Origin of the sequence: Corallococcus exercitus (genome assembly GCF_042231735.1) — a bacterium.
In the GTDB taxonomy this organism is placed as follows: Bacteria; Myxococcota; Myxococcia; order Myxococcales; family Myxococcaceae; genus Corallococcus; species Corallococcus exercitus_B.
Genome location: NZ_CP102577.1, coordinates 4903825 through 4920797 on the forward strand (window position 1 = coordinate 4903825; position 16973 = coordinate 4920797).

Genomic DNA, 16973 nt, shown 5'->3' on the forward strand with positions numbered 1-16973 from the left:
GGAAGGGTTGGCAGCGCGGGTCAGACGACCTTCGCCTCGTTGTGCAGCTTCTCCACCAGGGTGGCCACGTCCGGCACCTTGATGCCCGCCTTGCGCGCCGGGGGCGACGCCAGCTTGAGCACCTGGATCTTCGGCGCCACGTCCACGCCCAGGCCCGCCGGGGTCAGCTCCTCGATGGGCTTGCTCTTGGCCTTCATGATGCCCGGGAGGCTGGCGTAGCGCGGCTGGTTGAGGCGCAGGTCCGTGGTGACGACCGCGGGCAGCTGGACCTCCAGGGTCGCGAGCCCGTTGTCCACTTCACGCACCACCTGGACGCTCTTCTTGTCCGCGGACAGCACCACCGCGGGGACCTTGTTCTTCTCCTGGTCGCTCTCCAGCGACTCCACCTTGGAGGCGAACGTGGCCTGGCCCCAGCCCAGGAACTCCGCCAGGTACTGGCCCACCTGGTTCTGGTCGTCGTCGATGGACTGCTTGCCCAGCAGGACGATGTCCGGCTTCTCCTTCTCCGCGACCTTCTGGAGCAGCCCCGCGATGCCCAGCTGATCCAGCGGGCCCGTGTGGTTCACCCAGATGGCGCGGTTGGCGCCCATGGCCAGCGCGTGGCGCAGCTGCTCCTGCACCTCCTTGCCGCCGATGGACACCACCACCACCTCGCCGGTGTGCTTCGCGGCAAGGCGCAGGCCCTCTTCCACGCCGATTTCATCGAAGGGGTTGATCTTGTACTTCAGCCCCTCCTTCACGATGTCCGAGCCGTCCGGCTTCACCTTGATCTTCGACTCGGGATCTTCCACGCGCTTGGCGGTGACGAGAATCTTCACGGCGGGCTCTCCTCAGTGGGGAGTGTTTGGAAATGGTGGCGCATTGACGCGTCGCGCATCAGGGCCGGAGTAATAGACATCCGTACACGGCGGCGGCAACGGGAAAGCCCCGCCGGGCACAGTTTTGCTTTTCTACCTGAACAGTTCCTTCGCGATGACCAGGCGCTGCACCTGGCTCGTGCCCTCGTAGACCTGGATGAGCTTGGCGTCGCGCATCAGCTTCTCCACGGGGTATTCCTTCATGTAGCCGTAGCCACCGAAGACCTGCACGGCGTCCGTGGCGACCTTCATGGCCATGTCCGCGGCGAAGCACTTCGCATAGCTGGACTGGAGGGTGTTGCGCTGTCCCTCGTCCAGCACCTGGGCGCTCTCGTAGGTGAGCAGGCGCGCGGCGTGGGTGTTCATGGCCATCTCCGCCAGCATGAACTGGACGGCCTGGTGCTCGCGGATGGGCTTGCCCATCGTCTGGCGCTGGGCGGAGTACTCCAGCGAGTGCTCCAGCGCCGCGCGGGCGATGCCGATGGAGATGCTCGCGGTGAGCGGGCGGCTGTTGTCCAGCGTGGCCATGGCGATCTTGAAGCCCTCGCCCTCTTCACCGATGCGGTTCTTCACCGGGACGCGCACCTCGTCGAACGTGACGGTGGTGGTGTTGCTGGCGCGCTGGCCCATCTTGTTCTCGTGCTTGCCGGTGGTCAGCCCCTGGGGCCGGCCCTCCACGACGAAGCAGGTGATGCCCTTGTGCTTCTTGCCCTTGTCCAGCGTGGCGAACACGGTGAACTGGTCCGCGTAGCCGGCGTTGGTGATGAAGCACTTGCTGCCGTTGAGGACGTACTCGTCGCCCTCGCGGCGCGCGGTGGTGCCCATGGCCGCCACGTCCGACCCCGCGGCGGGCTCCGTGAGACAGAAGCAGCTGAGCTTCAGCTTCTCTCCGAAGGGGGCCAAGAGGCGCTTCTTCTGGTCATCCGTGCCGGCCAGGATGATGGGCAGGTTGGCCAGGTCGTTGGCGATGAGGGACGTGGCCACGCCCGCGCAGCCCCACGCCAGCTCCTCACAGACGATGACCTGCTCCAGGTGCGTCAGGCCCACGCCGTTGTACTCGGACGGGATGGCCATGTTCAGCAGGCCCAGCTCGAAGGCCGCGGAGATGAGGTCCTTGGGGAAGTCCGAGGTCTCGTCGTAGTGGGGGGCCTTGGGACGCACCACTTCACGGGCGTACTTGCGCGCGGCTTCCTGCAAGGCGCGCTGGTTTTCGCTGAGCTGGAAATCCATGGGCGGGGCTCCGGGAGGGTTGATTCAAATATCAATCCGCTCCCCCTGCCATACCGCTCCCGGCGTCGTGGCGCCAGCCCCCGCGAGGGTCCCCCCGTCGTTCCAGGGACACCGGAACGGCGGGGGAGACGACCGGGCGGCTACTTCCCGGCGGGCTTCGCCTGCTTGGGGACCTTCTCCCAGTCCGCGAGGAACTTCTGGATGCCCGCGTCGGTGAGGGGGTGGTTCGCCAGCTGGGTGATGACGTTGTAGGGCAGCGTGGCGACGTCCGCGCCCAGGCGCGCGGCCTGGAGGACGTGGACGGGGTTGCGCACGCTGGCCACCAGCACCTGCGTGGTGAAGTCGTAGTTCTGGTAGATCTCCAGGATGTGGGCGATGAGCTCCATGCCGTCCTGGGAGATGTCGTCCAGCCGGCCCACGAAGGGCGACACGTACGTGGCGCCGGCCTTGGCGCACAGCAGGGCCTGGTTGGCGGAGAAGCAGAGGGTGACGTTGGTGCGGATGCCGTCGGCGGTGAGCGCCTTGACGGCCTTCATGCCCTCCACGCCCATGGGAATCTTCACGACGACGTTGTCGTGGATCTTCGCCAGGCCCTGGCCTTCCTTGATGAGCTCCGGGGCCGTCAGCGACACGCACTCCGCGCTGATGGGACCGTCCACGATGGAGCAGATCTCCCGGATGGTCTCCTCCAGGTTGCGCCCGACCTTGGCCAGCAGTGACGGGTTGGTGGTGACGCCGTCCACGCAGCCCATCTCGTGGGCCTTGCGGATTTCGCCGACGTCCGCGCTGTCGATGAAGAACTTCATGCCGTCCCCTTGGTTTCCGGTGATGAAACAGGTTTCCCCGGCCACGGGCGGCCGGGCGGGCAGGCCGTAGCCCAGGCCCCCCCATGCGTCAAGGATGGCCGCCCACGGGGAGGCTGGGTTAGAGGTAGCGCCCAGCCATGGCCCGCGCCCCCCGCTCCACCGCGAAGAAGCAGCCCCGCCTGCGCGCCCTCCCCGGCCGCGCGCCCTCCCCGGCCCCCGTGCGGCCTGAGTCCCGGAGCGCCGACGACGAGGCCGCGCTCACGTACGCCCGGGGCGTGCTGGAGGCGGAGGCCCGCGCCATCCTCGGCGTCACGGACAGGCTGGGGGACGCGTTCCTGCGCGCGCTCAAGCTCGTGCGCGAGTGCCCCGGCCAGGTGGTGGTGACGGGCATGGGGAAGGCGGGCCACATCGGCCAGAAGCTGTCCTCCACGCTGGCGTCCACGGGCATCCGCTCCGTGTTCCTCCACCCCGCGGAGGCCGTGCACGGCGACCTGGGCCGCGTGGGCCCGGGCGACGTCATCCTCGCGCTGTCCAACAGCGGCAGCACGGAGGAGCTGTTGCGCCTGTTGCCCCTCTTCAAGCGCATGGGCACGCCGGTGGTGGCGCTCACCGGGGACGCGGACAGCGCGCTCGCGAAGGGCGCGGAGGTGGTGCTGGACATCGGCCGGATTGAAGAGGCCTGCCCCATGGGCCTCGTCCCCACCGCGTCCACCGCCGCGCTGCACGCCGTGGGCGACGCGCTGGCGATGACGCTGCTCCGCTCACGCCCCTTCGGGCGGGACGACTACGCGCTCCTGCACCCGGGCGGGAAGCTGGGGCGCTCCGTGCTGCGCGTCTACGAGCTGATGCGCACGGGCCCCGCGAACCCGCTGGTGCTGGACACCGCGCGGCTGTCCCAGGCGGTGGTGGTGATGACCAACACGCCGGGCCGGCCGGGCGCCGCGTGCGTGGTGGACCGCGACGGGAGGCTGGAGGGCATCTTCACCGACGGGGATTTGCGCCGGCTGGTGGAGCGGGGGCACACGGACTTCGAGGTGCCGGTGCGCCAGGTGATGGGCAAGCGCCCGCGCTGCATCACCCCGGACACGCTGGTGCTCACCGCCGCCACGCAGATGCGCGAGCTGAAGGTGGACCAGCTGCCCGTGGTGGACGTCGAGGGCCGCGCGGTGGGCCTGCTCGACGTCCAGGACCTGCTGGCGGCGAAGTTCGTCTAAGAAAGCCGCGGGGCTACTGCGACAGCTTCGCCTGGAGCGCGGCCTTGTTGGGGTAGTTGGGCACGTCCTGGGCCAGCTTCTCCCAGAGGGCCTTGGCGCCCTTCGCGTCGCCCTTGGCGAGCAGCGTGTCGCCCAGCTTCTCCACCGCGCCCGCGTCCGACTGGAGCGCCACGCCCCACACGCGCGCGCCCATGGGACGGCCCAGGCCGACGAGCGCCCAGGCCATGCCCGCCTTCGCGCGGCCGTTCTCCGGCTGGAAGGGCACCACGCGGGTGTAGTTGGCCAGGGCCTCCTGGTAGCGGCCGCGCGCCAGGTGCTCCTCGCCCTCCTCCACCAGCTTCGTGAGGCCCGCCTCCAGCTCCGGCGTGCGCTCCGTGTTCTTCACCGCGTCCACCATCTCCGGCGTCAGCGGGCGCGGCGCGTCCGGCGGCATCGCGGCGGCCTGCGCGGTGGACTGGGACAGGCGCACCTGGCGGTCCGCGGCGCGCGACGCGAGCCACTTCTTGCGGCCGCCCGCCTTCACCGTCTCTTCAATGCGCACGCTCAGCTCGCGGGCCATGGGCGCGCGCTGGGACTGCGGGTACGCCGCCACCAGCGCGTCGAAGCCCTCACGCGCGGACTTGAGCGCCTGGAGGTCCTCGCCCTTCGTCTCGAAGAGCAGCGAGGCGTGCGCGTACAGCGCCTCCTCGTGACGGGGCTCCACCTCCAGCACGCGCGCGTACGCCTTGAGCGCGTTGGCGCTGTCACCGCCCAGGTACAGCGCGTTGCCGCGCACCACGTCCACGTCCAGCGCGGGCACCAGCGCGGCGCGAGCGCAGGCGGCGGCGCCCGCGGCGTCCCCGGACTTCGCGCGGGCCTGCGCCACGGCCTCCATCGCGTCCAGCGGCTGGCCCGGCGTGAAGCCGCAGCTCGCGGCCTCCGGGGTGGCGATGGGGGCCTTGCCCAGCTTCTTCTTCGACGCGAGGAACAGCGAGCGCAGCCCCTCCGCCTTGGCCTGCGCCTGGCCCAGGTAGGTCAGCGCCTCCGCGTTGCGGCCGTTCGTGTAGTAGAGCTTGCCCAGCGACGAGGCGATCTCGAAGGTCTTCTCCCGCTCGCGCAGGCCCTCGGACGAGTCGAGCTGCTTCATCAGCTCCTCGGCGGAGGGCGGCAGCTTGTTCGCGTCCACCGTGGGGTGGCCCGACGGCAGCGGCGTGCCCGGCGCCACGGGAGAGCCCGCGGGCATCGTGGGGTGGCCGGGAGGCAGCGCGCCGTTGGCGGCACCGGAGCCCGAGCCCATGGCGGGAGACGCCTGGGTGCCAGGGGGAATCGTGGGGTGACCGGGAGGCAGGGGGGTGGGCTCGGCCGCGAGCAGCGCGGCCGTGGCCAGGACGAGGGACAGGCTCATAGTTCGTGGACGGGGAAACGGGCGCCCATGTCGGGCCAGTAGAGGGCCTCGCGCTTGCGGACGTCCTGGGGGGCGAGCTTCGCGAGCAGCTCCTGCACCGTCACGCCCAGCACCGGGTGGCGGGCGTCAGGGGCCAGCTCCGCCAGGGGCTCCAGCGCGAAGCGGCGCTTGTGCAATTCAAGGTGGGGCACCTGGAGGTTCGCGTCCGCGACGACGCAGTGGTCCTCCTCGTCCCAGAGCAGGATGTCCAGGTCGATGGTGCGCGGGCCCCAGCGCTGGACGCGGCGGCGGCCCAGGTCCTGCTCGATGCGCTGGAGGATGCACAGCAGGCGCTGCGGCGTCAGGTCGCACTCCAGCGCCACCACGGCGTTGAGGAAGCGCGGCTGCGCGGGGCCCACCGGGGCGGTGTCATAGAGGGAGGAACACCCCAGCACCGACACCGCGTCGATGCAGGACATCGCGGCAAGGGCGGCCACGAGGTGGGACTCGCGGTCGCCCTCATTGGAACCCAGTCCTACATAGACGGTAGCGCTCAAGGCTCCATCTCAACCGGGTTCACCAGGGTTCCGATTCCCTCCAGCTCCACCTCCACCGTGTCCCCCGCCTTGAGCGCGCCCACGCCCGAGGGAGTCCCCGTGCTCACCAGGTCGCCGGGCAGCAGCGTCATGACGTGGGAGATGAAGGAGACCAGGCGGGCGGCGCTGAACACCATGTCGGACGTTCGGCCATCCTGACGCACCTGTCCGTTCACCCGGCACACCACCCGCAGGTCCGCGGGGGACAGGCCCGTCACGGCCCAGGGGCCCGCGCAGGCGAAGGTGTCGTAGCCCTTGGCGCGGGTGTGCTGGATCTCCTTCCGCTGGATGTCGCGCGCGGTGACGTCGTTGAAGGCGGTGAGCCCCCAGATGGCGCGCGCGGCGGTGGCCTCGTCGGCGTTCTTCAGGCGCTCGCCAATCACGAGCGCCAGCTCCGCCTCGTAGTGCACCTCCTGGCTCGCCTTGGGGATGCGGATGGGCGAGCCCGGGCCGTTGAGCGCGGTGGAGGGCTTGGTGAAGATGAGCGGCTCCGTGGGGATGGGCTTGCCCATCTCCTCCGCGTGCTTGCGGTAGTTCTGGCCGATGCAGACGACCTTCGACGCGTCCGACGGCGTGAGCAGCGTGAGCCCCTGGAGCGAGCGGCGCAGGCCGGTCTCCTTGCCGCCGGCCCACGGCGCGGCGGTGAGCACCACCACCTCGTTGCCGTCGACGCGGCCGTAGCTGGCGCGGCCCTCGACCTGGAAGCGGCAGTAACGGGCGGTCATGTCTTCCCCTGGAGGCCGAGCACGTCGGCCATGTCATAGAGTCCCGGCGCGCGGCCCGCCACCCAGCGCGCGGCCCTCAGCGCCCCTTGCGCGAACTGATCACGGTTCGTCGCACGGTGGGTGAGCTCGATGCGCTCGCCCTCGCCGAAGAAGTAAACCGTGTGCTCGCCCACCACGTCCCCGCCGCGCAGCGCCTGCACGCCAATCTCACCGGGCGGCCGGGCGCCCGTCTGCCCCTCGCGAGCGAAGGTGAGGTCGTCCTTCGTGCGGCCCAGCGCTTCCATCAGCACCTCGGCCAGCTTGAGCGCGGTGCCGCTGGGCGCGTCCTTCTTCATGCGGTGGTGCGCTTCCAGCACCTCCACGTCGAACGAGGGGCCCAGCACGCGCGCCAGCTCCGCCGCCATGCGGATGACCAGGTTCACGCCCACGGACATGTTGGGCGCCGCGACGATGGGGATGCGCTTGCCGTGCGCCTCCAGCCGCGCGCGGCCTTCGGGGGAGAAGCCCGTGGTGCCCACCACCAGCGCCACGCCGCGCTCGGCGCAGATGCGCGCGTGCTCCAGCGTGGCCTCCGGGCCGGTGAAGTCCACGACGACGTCCGCCTTCGCGCCGTCCAGCGCGCGGCCCAGGTCGTCGTGCGCCATCACGTCCAGCGGCGTGCCCAGCCGCGCCACGAGCCCCGCGTCCTGTCCCGAAAGGGGGCTGCCCGGGCGCACCGTGGCGCCCACCACCGGAAGGTCGCTGGCGGCCTTCGCCAGGCGCACCAGCGTGCTGCCCATGCGGCCGGAGATGCCGGTGATGACGGTGCGGGTCATGGCGCGTGTCCCCTTCCCTTCAGCCCTTCAGCAGGCCCAGCCCGGTCAGCTCTTCCTTGAGCTTCGCGGCGTTCGCCTCGCCCATCTGCACGAGCGGCAGGCGCACTTCCGGGCCGAACATGCCCATCAGGTGCAGCGCCCACTTCACCGGGATGGGGTTGGACTCCACGAAGAGCAGCCGGTGCAGCGCGTTCATCCGCACCTGGAGGCCGCGCGCCTTCGCGATGTCGTTGCCGCGCGCCGCCGCCACCAGGTCCGCCATCATGCGGGGCGCGACGTTGGAGGACACGGAGATGACGCCCTTGCCGCCGCACGCGATGAAGGGCAGCACGGTGAAGTCGTCACCGGACAGCAGCGTCAGCCGGTCACCGCACTTCTCCACCAGGTCCACCGCGCGGATGAGGCTGGCCGTGGCCTCCTTCAGCGCCACGACCTCCGGGATGTCACACAGGCGCAGCGCCGTCTCCGGCAGGAGGTCCACGCCCGTGCGGCCCGGCACGTTGTAGGCGACGAGCGGGAAGCCCGGGTGCGCCTTCGCGATGGCGCGGTAGTGCTCCACCAGGCCCGCCTGCGTGGGCTTGTTGTAGTAGGGCGTGACGATGAGCGCGCCGTCGGCGCCCACCTCGCGCGCGCGGCGCACGGACTCAATCGTCTCGCGCGTGCTGTTGCTGCCCGCGCCCGCCACCACCGGCACCCGGCCCTTCACCTCGTCCACGACGACGGCGATGGCGCGCGCGCGCTCGTCCGCGTCCATGGTGACCGCTTCGCCGGTGGTGCCCATGGGCAGGAGCACGTTCGTGCCGCCCTCGAGCTGATAGCGGACCAGGGCCCGGAAGGCCCCCTCGTCCAGGCTTCCGTTGAGGAACGGAGTGGCCAGCGCCGTCATGGAGCCTTCGAAGGTCTTCATGCCGGCGCTTATACGTTCAGGTTCGCTCGCCGCGCCAGAGGTCCTCGACGCGCTCGCGCTCCCGCACGACACGCCAGGCCGCCCCGTCCACCAGCACCTCCGCCGGCCGGGGGCGCGAGTTGTAGGTGGAAGCCATGCTCATCCCGTAGGCCCCGGCGCTCATGAAGGCATACAGGTCGTCCTGGCGGGGCAGCACCAGGGGGCGCGCCCGCGCGAGCACGTCGGTGGATTCACACACCGGCCCCACGACGTCCACCTCCACGTCCCGGCCGCGGCGCTTCACCACCGGCTGGATTTCGTGGTGCGCTTCGTAGAGGGCCGGGCGCAGCAGGTCGTTCATGCCCGCGTCCACCACCACGAAGGTGCGCGCCTCGGTGGGCTTCCGGTACAGCACGCGCGTGAGCAGCACGCCCGCGTTGCCCACGAGCGACCGCCCCGGCTCCAACAGCAGCGTGGCCCCGGTGCCTTCCGTCGCGTCCAGCACCGTGCGCGCGTACTGCTGGGGGCTGGGCGGCGTCTCGTCCGAATAGGTGATGCCCAGGCCGCCGCCCACGTCCAGGTACTCCAGCGCGTGGCCCTGCGTGTTGAGCGTGGCGTAGAGGTCCGCCACCTTGGTGAGCGCGGCCTTCATGGGGGCGGTGCGCGTGAGCTGCGAGCCGATGTGGCAGTCCAGCCCCAGCGCCTTCAGCCCCTTCAGCTTCCGGGCCTTCGCGTAGAGGGCGACCGCCTCCTCGAAGGGCACGCCGAACTTGGACGTCTTCAGCCCGGTGGAGATGTAGCGGTGCGTGCGAGCGTCCACGTCCGGGTTCACGCGCAGGGCGAACGGCGCGCGCTTGCCCAGCCGGCGGCCCACGGCGTCCAGCGCCTCCAGCTCCTCCGCGCTCTCCACGTTGAAGAGCAGGAGGCCCTGGGACAGCGCCTGGGCCATCTCGTCCGGCGTCTTGCCCACGCCCGCGAACACCGTCTTGCCCGGCTCGCCACCGGCCTGCTTCACGCGCGCCAGCTCGCCGCCGGACACGATGTCGAAGCCGCTGCCCAGCCCCGCGAAGAGGCGCAGGATGGCCAGGTTGGAGTTGGCCTTCACCGAGTAGCAGATGAGGTGCTTCTGGCCCTGGAACGCGTCCGTCACCTCGCGGAAGCGCTCCGTGAGGGCGGCGGTGGCGTAGACGTAGGTGGGCGTGCCCACCGCGTCCGCGATGGCGGACAGGGGCACCCCTTCCGCGTGCAGCGCGCCCTTCCTGTAGGCGAAGGCGCTCACTCGGGCAGCCCGGCGTCCGTGGTGGCCGGCGGCACCGTGGGGCCGGAGGGCTCCACGGGCCCGCGCGGCGACTGCTGCGCGGGCACCGTCTCCGCCGTGGGCGCGGGCAGCGGCGCCGGGCGGGGCGCGCGGGGGCTGCCCTTGATGCCGCACGCCACCAGCGCGAGCGTCACGCTGGCAGCGGCACACAGCCGGATGAGAGAGGAGCGCATGGGCCTAGAACCGGATGGCCAGCGTGCCGCGGATGGCGTGCGCGGTGCTCAGCTCCTGGGCCGGCAGGCCCGTGTCCTTCAGGCCGTCCAGGGGGAAGAGGATGCCGTAGTCGATGCCCGCCACGAAGCCGTCCTCGGTGATGTAGCGCGCGCCGATGTCCGCCTCCAGGCCCAGCGCCTTGCTGGTGAAGGACGGCGTGGACTCCGCGTAGAACGCCTGCGAGTAGATGACGCTGCCGAAGACGTCGAAGCCCTCCGCGATGGAGTACTTGAGGCCCGGCTTCACGTAGAACGCGTCCGTGACGCCATTGAGGATGGACCGCCACAGGATGAGGTCCACGCGGTAGTCGCGGTTGAAGCGGAAGTTGCGGATGGCGTTGTCGCTGCAGCCGCCGGTGTCGCAGCTGTACTGACGGCCCTCCACGTCGCCCGGCGCGGTGTTGCCGTCCGAGCCCGTGCCCTGGCGGCCCGGGTAGTTGCCGAAGCCCGGCGCCTTGTCACCGGAGGCGAAGCCCACCTCCACGCCCAGGTGCAGCTTCTGCGGGATGACGTGGAACTCCGTCTGGAGCACGCCGCCGAACTGCGCGACGCGCAGCGACTGGGTGGTGGGGTCGTTGGCCGTGAGCGCGCGCCCGTCGATGTTGCCCAGCTGCGCGGCGAACTCCGCCTCGACGCGGAAGCTCTTCTCCTCGTACTTGAACCACAGGTCCGGGATGTAGAGCGTGCCGCCGCGCGGGACGAACGCCGGCGCGGTGGTGTTGATGGGGTTGGAGGGGTTGGCGTCCTCGAAGGGCACGCCCGTCTCCGTCGTCGCCGCGTAGCGCTGCGTGCGGTAGGTGAAGTACAGGCCGTAGTTGAGGACGCCCTGGTTGTTGTCCAGCTTGGCCTTCTGCTGCTGGTCGGTGTCGCGCCGCGCGATGGCCAGCACCAGGCTGTGCGCGTCGTCGGACTGGGTGAGGTCCACCGGCTCGCCCAGCGCGTTGGCCTTCTCCGTGGAGAGCCCCTCGGAGTTGAAGTCCAGCATGGGCGTCACGTACCAGCCGGCGAACGGCTCGGTGACGAACTGGATGCGGTCCACCGTGTCGCCGTAGTCGCAGTCCAGGCAGTTGCCGTCGTTGCGCAGCATGCCCAGGCCCCAGTGGCTGCCCATGCGGCCGAAGCGCAGGATGCCCACCGGCGTCGTCACCTCACCGTACGCGCGGCGGACATGGACGGAGTCCTTGAACGCGTTGACGGCGGAGTTGGACGGGGACTGGTTCTCCGAGAAGAGCGTGAACGTGTTGCGGCCATCCCCGCTGTAGGCGCTGTCCGGGTTGGAGCCCAGGAGGATGTTGTCCAGCGCGTCCACCTGCGCCTTGATGCGCACGTCCTCGGAGACGTTGAAGGACGGATCCAGGCGGAAGCGCATGTTGGCGCCGGCCTGGGTCTGCTCGGAGGCGGTGCGCGGCGAGCGCGTCCACAGCTGGCGGCCCAGGGGCGTGCCGGAGGGCAGCGCGGGCTTGCCCAGGTCGAACTTGTAGAAGAGCGTGGGGCGCACGCGCAGGTAGCCGTCCAGCGTGAACAGCTCCAGCTTGCGCTTCTCCTCCGTCCACTCCTCCTGCCAGTCGTTGTTGGCCACGGACTGGGTGGCCGTCTGGGCGCGGATGTCCTCGCGCAGCTCCTGACGCGTGGCCTCCAGGCGCTGCTCCAGCTCCTCGCGGCTGACGGAACCTTCGCTGGGGGTGGGGGCGGCGGCGGCCGGGGCGGCGGGCGCGGGGGCGGGAGACTCGGCGGGCGCCGACTCCTGGGGTGCCGCGGGCGCGCCACCATCGGGCACCGGCGTCTGCGCGGTGGCCGTGGACGAGGCGACGAGCAGCGCCGCCAGCAGGACGTGAGGCATGGTCAACGGTCTCCGGGGCCGCGACATGACGCGGCCGGGTGTAAAGGGCGGGCGATTCAAGCCATGCACCCCTGGGGTGTCAACGTCTACGGGAGCGGGGCTTCGTACTTGCAACGGCGGGGGCCGTCCCCTTCCCCGCCGCCGGCCCCTTCCGGGACGCGCGGGAGGGAACGGTGGAGAGCGGCTGACATTTCGGACAGAAATGCGTGGTCCGCCCACCCTGGGTGAAGGACTCCACGGCGGTTCCGCACTTCGAGCAGGGCCCCTTCGCCCGCCCGTAGACGCGGAAGCGGTTCACGGAGCCGGCCTCCTCCAGATAGGTGATGTCCTCGCCCTCCTGCTCCTTGAAGGCGAAGTCGAACGCGGCGTGGATGGCCTTCGCCAGGTGCTTCCAGTCGTCGGGCGTGAGGGTGCCGGGCTTGCGCGCCGGGTGCAGGCCCGCCCGGAAGAGGGCCTCCGCGGCGTGGATGTTGCCCAGGCCCGCGACGCGGCCCTGGTCCATCAGCGCCACCTTCAGGTCCTGCTTCGAGTCGCCCACCGCCTCCTGCAGCTGCGGCCCGGTGAGCCCGTCGGTCAGCGGGTCGCGCCCCAGGGCCTTCACCGCGGGCAATTCCCACAGCTCCTGCGCGGGCACGGGCTCCATCCGGCCGAAGAGGCGTGGATCAGCGAAGTGGACCACGTGGCCGTCGTCCAGGTGGAAGCGGGCGCGGCTGTGGGGGACGGCCTCGCCCTCCTTGCGGCGCACGAACTTGCCCGTCATGCCCAGGTGGGCCATCAGCCCGTGGCCGCCCTCCAGGGTGAGGAGCAGGTACTTCCCCTTGCGCTCCAGGGCCTTCACCTGCCCGGTGAGCCGGGTGAAGCGAGGCAGCTCCGCGCCCCGGAAGACGCGGGTGGCGTCCGCTTCCGCGCGCACGATGCGGTGGCCCTTGAACCAGCGCTCCAGGTTGCGCCGGGCGATCTCCACTTCCGGTAGCTCAGGCATCTGAGCGCCGGGGCATACCACCGGACTGTTTCCGGCGCATGTCCCCCGGTGGATGGCGCGCGGGGAAGGCGCTTGCCCGGGGCGTGGGGGCGCGGCTACGACGGGCGACGAAAGCCTCCAACCTCCAAAGCACAAAAGGACGACTCGCCCATGCAACGGATGGTCACCGCACTCATGACCCTCACCCTGGCCTCGGGCCTCACCACGGGCTGCACCAAGCAGCGCGTGGGCGCGGAGAAGGCCATTGCCAGTGTCCTCATCTCCGACGAGCAGGAGAACCAGCTCGGCCTCCAGGTGAAGAAGGAGTTGGAGACGAAGGAGAACATCCAGTACGTGGAGGACCCGGCGGTGCTGGACTACGTCCGGAGCATCTCCGCGCCCATCCTCGCGCAGGCCAACAAGGACCGCTCCGGGGTGAAGTGGAAGGTCAACGTCATCAACGACCCGAAGACGGTCAACGCCTTCGCCACGCCGGGCGGCTTCCTCTACGTGTACACGGGCCTCCTGCTCGCGGCGGACACGGAGGCGGAGCTGGCGGGCGTGATGGCGCACGAGGCGGGCCACGTGGTGGGCCGGCACTCCGCGCGCGCCATGGTGAACGCCTTCGGCCTGCAGGCCATCACCCAGGTGGCGCTGGGCCAGAACCCGGGCACCGCGGCGCAGATCGCCGCGCAGCTGGCGGGGGGCGGACTGCAGCTGGCGCACGGCCGCAGCGAGGAGACGGAGGCCGACGAGTACGGCGCGAAGTACTCCTCCGCGGCGGGCTTCGACCCCAACGGCCTCATCACCTTCTTCCAGAAGCTGCAGAAGGAGCAGGGCTCCACGCCGGGCGTGCTCAAGTGGCTGTCCACGCACCCCACCAACGAGGACCGCATCGCGCACCTGCGGAAGATCATCGCGCAGCAGGGGCTCACGGGCGGCCGCAACACCGCGGGCGGGCTGACGGCCATCCAGGCCAAGCTGCCCAAGCAGTAGCCTGAAGCCCTGGGGCGGGCTTCGGGGCCCCTCGAGCCTCAGTGCATGGACGGGTTGTCGTTCCCGTCCGGCACCAGGCCCGGGGGCTCCGGGTCCTTGCCCTCCGCCACGCGGCGCCTGCGCTTGAACAGCGCGAGCCGGGTCTTCCGGGCGCTGGCGGCGCTCTTGGCCGCGCCGGGCGTCTTGAGGGGCGGCTCCAGGGGCGCGGGCTGACCGAAGTCGCGCGCGCCCTTGGCCTTCCCCTCCGCGGACGCGTGCTCGAGGATGGCGTTGAGCTCCCCGCCGAGGATGAAGATGAGCCCGGTGAGGTAGAGCCACAGCAGCAGCACCACCACGCCACCGATGGAGCCGTAGGTGACGTCGTACTTGCCGAAGTGCTCCACGTACTGGGTGAAGCCCCAGGTGCTGCCCATCCACGCGAGCGTCCCAATCACGGAGCCCGGGGTGATGTACTTGAAGCGCTGCTTCACGTCCGGCAGCAGGTAGTAGCAGAGCGACAGCATCAGCATCACCAGCGCCATGGTGAAGGGCCAGCGCAGCCAGGACCAGACGAGGTGGAACTCGTCGATGAGCGCCAGCTTGTCCGCCGCCCACGCCCCCACGCGCCCGCCCAGGAGCAGGATGGCGAAGGACAGCGGAATCAGCAGGCCGCCCAGCAGCGTCACGGCCAGCGCCAGCCCTTGCGTCTTCCAGAAGGGCCGGGACTCCGGCACGTCGTACGCCAGGTTGAGGGCCTTGCGCAGGGCGTCCACGCCGCGCGACGCGGACCACAGCGCCACGAGCAGACCCACGGTGAGCAGCTTGGGGCGCGTCTCCCCGACGACGGACGTCAGGTGCTGGCTGAGCAGGCCCATGGCGTCACCGGGCACCAGCGGGCGGATGCGGTCCATCATCGCGTCCACGGCGCCGGGCGCGAACGGCAGGTACGCCACCAGCGTGACGAGGAAGAACAGGAACGGGAACAGGGAGAAGATGAAGTAGTAGGACAGCTGCGCCGCCACGTCGGTGACGGTGTCCTCTTCAATCTCCTTCCAGAAGCGCCGCGCGAACTCCCTCCACGTCAGGTACTTGAGCCGTGGCAGCCCCATGTGGTTCCCCCTCCGGGTCTGTGGGGAGCCAATGTGCGAACGGCCCGGGCATTCGGCAGCAGGCAGCCGGCCGAGCGCTCGCGGACAGAGGCACCGGGAGATGCGCCGGGTGTTGAACGCTAGACGAGTCCGGAGGGCAGGTAGCGGCCCAGCAGCGGACGCAGGCGGCTCTTCACCTCCGCGGGGATGCGCGTGCGGTCGGTGAAGATGGCCAGCGCGAGCGCGCTGGCGCAGCGGCAGGTGACGGGCGCGCTGGCGATGCGGGGCAGCGCGCGGCGCAGGAGCGCGGCGCCGTGGGCGGTGACGGCGTCCAGCCGCTGGGCGAACTGCGGCAGGAGCGCTTCGGGCTCCTGGCCCACGGGCTGCGGGCGCCAGGAGTCATGGTCGGTGGGCAGCGCGATGAGGGCGTAGTGCAGCTCCGCCTCGCGCGCGAGCCGCGCCTCCGGCATCGCGGTGAGCCCCACGAGGTCCGCGCCCCACGCGCGGTACAGCTGGCTCTCCGCCTGGGTGCTGAGGGAGGGGCCCTCGATGCAGACGTAGGTGGCCGAGGAGTGCACCACGGTGTCGCTCTTGCTGGCCGCGTCCGCGAGCGTCTGGCGCAGGGTGGCGCAGAAGGGCTGGGCCAGCTCCACGTGCACGGCGACGTCGTCGTAGAAGGTGCAGGGGCGGCGGTAGGTGCGGTCGAGGACCTGATCCGGCAGCGCCAGGTGGAGCGGCTGGATGGCGTCGCGCAGGCTGCCCACGGTGCCGGTGGCGACGACGTGGGTGACGCCGAGCGTTTTCAGGGCGAAGAGGTTGGCGCGGTAGGGGGCGCGGGTGGCGTTGTGGACGTGGCCCTGGCCGTGGCGGAAGACGAAGACGATGGGGACGCCGTCCAGCTCCGTGGCGATGAGCGGGGTGCTGTGGGGGCCGAAGGGCGTCTCCACGGAGAGGTGTTCGCCGCGCCCCTGGAGTCCCAGGGCCTGGTAGAGGGCGTTGCCCCCGATGATGCCCACCTTGACCGCCGGCATGCGTCTCCTCTCGCCCGGTCGCCGGGCGTGGGCCTGACGATATCGCGGGGGGCTCGCCCAGGAAGCGCGGAAGACTGGTAGCTTTCACATTTGCCATGCGTCTTCTTCCGCGCCTCGTCGTCCTCAGCGTCCTCTTCGGCACCCCTGCCCTGGCCGGCCCCGTCCCGCCCGGCTGCGAGGAGGACGCCACCACGTGCAAGGAGGACTGCACCATCGAGTACGGCGGCAACGGCGCCGCCATCAAGAAGCTGACGCGCTGTTTCGACGGCTGCCTGGACAAGCGCACGCAGTGTGCTCGTCAGTTCAACGCGCTGAACAACCGGGCGCCGGACGCACCGGAGGCCGCGCCCGAGCGCCGGGGCGGCATGACGGAAGCGGCCAAGCTGCGCGAGATCCAGGAGAAGGACCGCCGCCGCGAGGAGGACCCGTTCGGAGACGAAGAGAACAAGCAGCCGCGCGCGCGGCCGGTGCGCGACTCCTACGACGATCCGCCGGAGCCGCCCCCGGAGCGCAAGGGCTACCGCGCGTCGGATGAGAAGCCCGCGAGGAACAACCCGCGTCCGCAGGCCACCGTCCCTGCGCGAGCCACGGAGCCCGCGCGCCCGCCGCCTCCGCCGCCCTCCCCCGCCGTGGCGCCGGAGCCGGAGCCCAGGCGCTCCGAGGCCCCCGACATCGAGGCCTTCGCGGAGCCGCCGCCCCGCGCGGAGCCGCCGCCGAGGAAGCCCGAGCCGAAGCCGGTGGTGGCCGAGCCCGCACAGCCGAGCCGGTCGGACGACGAGGACCTGCCTCCGCCGCCCCCGCCGGTGGCGAAGAAGGAGCCGCCGCCCCGTATCTCGGAGCCGCCGCGCCCCACCATCCCGCCGGAGCCCGCGAAGAAGGACATCTCCGAATGGGACCCCAACGGCGACTGAAGCAGGGCCGTCAGCCCGCGGTTGCGCTCCAGGTGATGCCTCGTTCGTTGCGCTCGAACGCGCCCTGACGCCAGGGCGTTGAGCGCGCCAGGCCCCGGACATCCAAGCTGTCCTCCTCCGCCCGACGCGGTCGTTCCAACCGGTC

The 16973-nt window shown here is 70.9% G+C and carries 17 protein-coding genes; 3 read left to right on the forward strand and 14 right to left on the reverse strand.

The genetic code is table 11. The features are described 5' to 3' along the window. Positions 1-20 precede the first annotated feature (20 nt). From NR792_RS19050 to fsa, 3 genes are all read right to left on the reverse strand, one after another. Positions 21-818 carry an electron transfer flavoprotein subunit beta/FixA family protein gene (locus tag NR792_RS19050; RefSeq protein ID WP_120530297.1) on the reverse strand — a complete coding sequence of 266 codons (798 nt, stop codon included), beginning with the start codon at positions 816-818 and terminating at the stop codon, positions 21-23. 132 nt (positions 819-950) lie between these two features. After that, on the reverse strand, positions 951-2087 hold the full coding sequence (locus NR792_RS19055; RefSeq protein WP_207047934.1) for an acyl-CoA dehydrogenase family protein: 1137 nt from the start codon (positions 2085-2087) through the stop codon (positions 951-953). 140 nt (positions 2088-2227) lie between these two features. After that, positions 2228-2893, reverse strand: a complete 666-nt coding sequence (gene fsa, locus NR792_RS19060; RefSeq protein WP_120530299.1) for a fructose-6-phosphate aldolase — start codon at positions 2891-2893, stop codon at positions 2228-2230. 137 nt (positions 2894-3030) lie between these two features. On the opposite strand from fsa, the gene NR792_RS19065 reads away from it, so the two are divergent. After that, positions 3031-4107, forward strand: coding sequence for an SIS domain-containing protein (locus NR792_RS19065; RefSeq protein ID WP_375761435.1), 1077 nt, complete (start codon positions 3031-3033; stop codon positions 4105-4107). A gap of 13 nt (positions 4108-4120) precedes the next feature. On the opposite strand, the gene NR792_RS19070 is transcribed toward NR792_RS19065, so the two are convergent. The 9 genes from NR792_RS19070 to mutM all read right to left on the reverse strand — a co-directional run bounded on the left by NR792_RS19070 (position 4121) and on the right by mutM (position 12844). Next, a complete protein-coding gene (locus NR792_RS19070) occupies positions 4121-5491 on the reverse strand; it encodes a tetratricopeptide repeat protein (protein ID WP_375761436.1) in 1371 nt (456 codons plus the stop codon). Then, positions 5488-6027 (reverse strand): 2-amino-4-hydroxy-6-hydroxymethyldihydropteridine diphosphokinase, encoded by a 540-nt coding sequence (gene folK, locus NR792_RS19075; RefSeq protein ID WP_375761437.1) that lies wholly within the window; start codon positions 6025-6027, stop codon positions 5488-5490. The genes NR792_RS19070 and folK overlap by 4 nt, the downstream gene beginning before the upstream one ends. Continuing rightward, positions 6024-6791: a fumarylacetoacetate hydrolase family protein gene (locus NR792_RS19080; protein WP_120530005.1), complete on the reverse strand. Its 768-nt coding sequence runs from the start codon at positions 6789-6791 to the stop codon at positions 6024-6026. Before NR792_RS19080 ends, folK begins: the two co-directional genes overlap by 4 nt. Next, the gene (gene dapB / locus NR792_RS19085; RefSeq protein WP_375761438.1) at positions 6788-7606 is read right to left on the reverse strand and encodes a 4-hydroxy-tetrahydrodipicolinate reductase; all 819 of its coding nucleotides are present in this window, start codon (positions 7604-7606) and stop codon (positions 6788-6790) included. The genes NR792_RS19080 and dapB overlap by 4 nt, the downstream gene beginning before the upstream one ends. Before the next feature lie 19 nt (positions 7607-7625). Next, a complete protein-coding gene (dapA, locus tag NR792_RS19090) occupies positions 7626-8513 on the reverse strand; it encodes a 4-hydroxy-tetrahydrodipicolinate synthase (RefSeq protein WP_375761439.1) in 888 nt (295 codons plus the stop codon). Between the two features lie 16 nt (positions 8514-8529). Then, positions 8530-9771 (reverse strand): diaminopimelate decarboxylase, encoded by a 1242-nt coding sequence (gene lysA / locus NR792_RS19095; protein ID WP_375761440.1) that lies wholly within the window; start codon positions 9769-9771, stop codon positions 8530-8532. Continuing rightward, positions 9768-9983 carry a hypothetical protein gene (locus NR792_RS19100; RefSeq protein ID WP_375761441.1) on the reverse strand — a complete coding sequence of 72 codons (216 nt, stop codon included), beginning with the start codon at positions 9981-9983 and terminating at the stop codon, positions 9768-9770. The genes lysA and NR792_RS19100 overlap by 4 nt, the downstream gene beginning before the upstream one ends. A 4-nt stretch (positions 9984-9987) precedes the next feature. Continuing rightward, positions 9988-11862 (reverse strand): TIGR04551 family protein, encoded by a 1875-nt coding sequence (locus NR792_RS19105; RefSeq protein ID WP_375761442.1) that lies wholly within the window; start codon positions 11860-11862, stop codon positions 9988-9990. 79 nt (positions 11863-11941) lie between these two features. Next, positions 11942-12844 carry a bifunctional DNA-formamidopyrimidine glycosylase/DNA-(apurinic or apyrimidinic site) lyase gene (gene mutM, locus NR792_RS19110; protein WP_375761443.1) on the reverse strand — a complete coding sequence of 301 codons (903 nt, stop codon included), beginning with the start codon at positions 12842-12844 and terminating at the stop codon, positions 11942-11944. A 150-nt stretch (positions 12845-12994) separates the two neighbouring features. Between mutM and NR792_RS19115 the strand changes: the two genes are divergently transcribed. Beyond that, positions 12995-13819 (forward strand): M48 family metallopeptidase, encoded by an 825-nt coding sequence (locus NR792_RS19115; RefSeq protein WP_375761444.1) that lies wholly within the window; start codon positions 12995-12997, stop codon positions 13817-13819. Positions 13820-13857: 38 nt separating this feature from the next. Here the strand turns inward: NR792_RS19115 and NR792_RS19120 are convergent, their stop codons facing one another. Together NR792_RS19120 and NR792_RS19125 are read right to left on the reverse strand one after the other, a co-directional pair. Further along, positions 13858-14907, reverse strand: a complete 1050-nt coding sequence (locus NR792_RS19120) for a YihY/virulence factor BrkB family protein (RefSeq protein WP_375761445.1) — start codon at positions 14905-14907, stop codon at positions 13858-13860. Positions 14908-15026: 119 nt separating this feature from the next. Then, complete coding sequence (locus NR792_RS19125) at positions 15027-15917, reverse strand: MTAP family purine nucleoside phosphorylase (protein ID WP_375761446.1); 891 nt, start codon at positions 15915-15917, stop codon at positions 15027-15029. Between the two features lie 95 nt (positions 15918-16012). On the opposite strand from NR792_RS19125, the gene NR792_RS19130 reads away from it, so the two are divergent. Then, on the forward strand, positions 16013-16828 hold the full coding sequence (locus NR792_RS19130) for a hypothetical protein (protein WP_375761447.1): 816 nt from the start codon (positions 16013-16015) through the stop codon (positions 16826-16828). Positions 16829-16973: the final 145 nt, after the last annotated feature.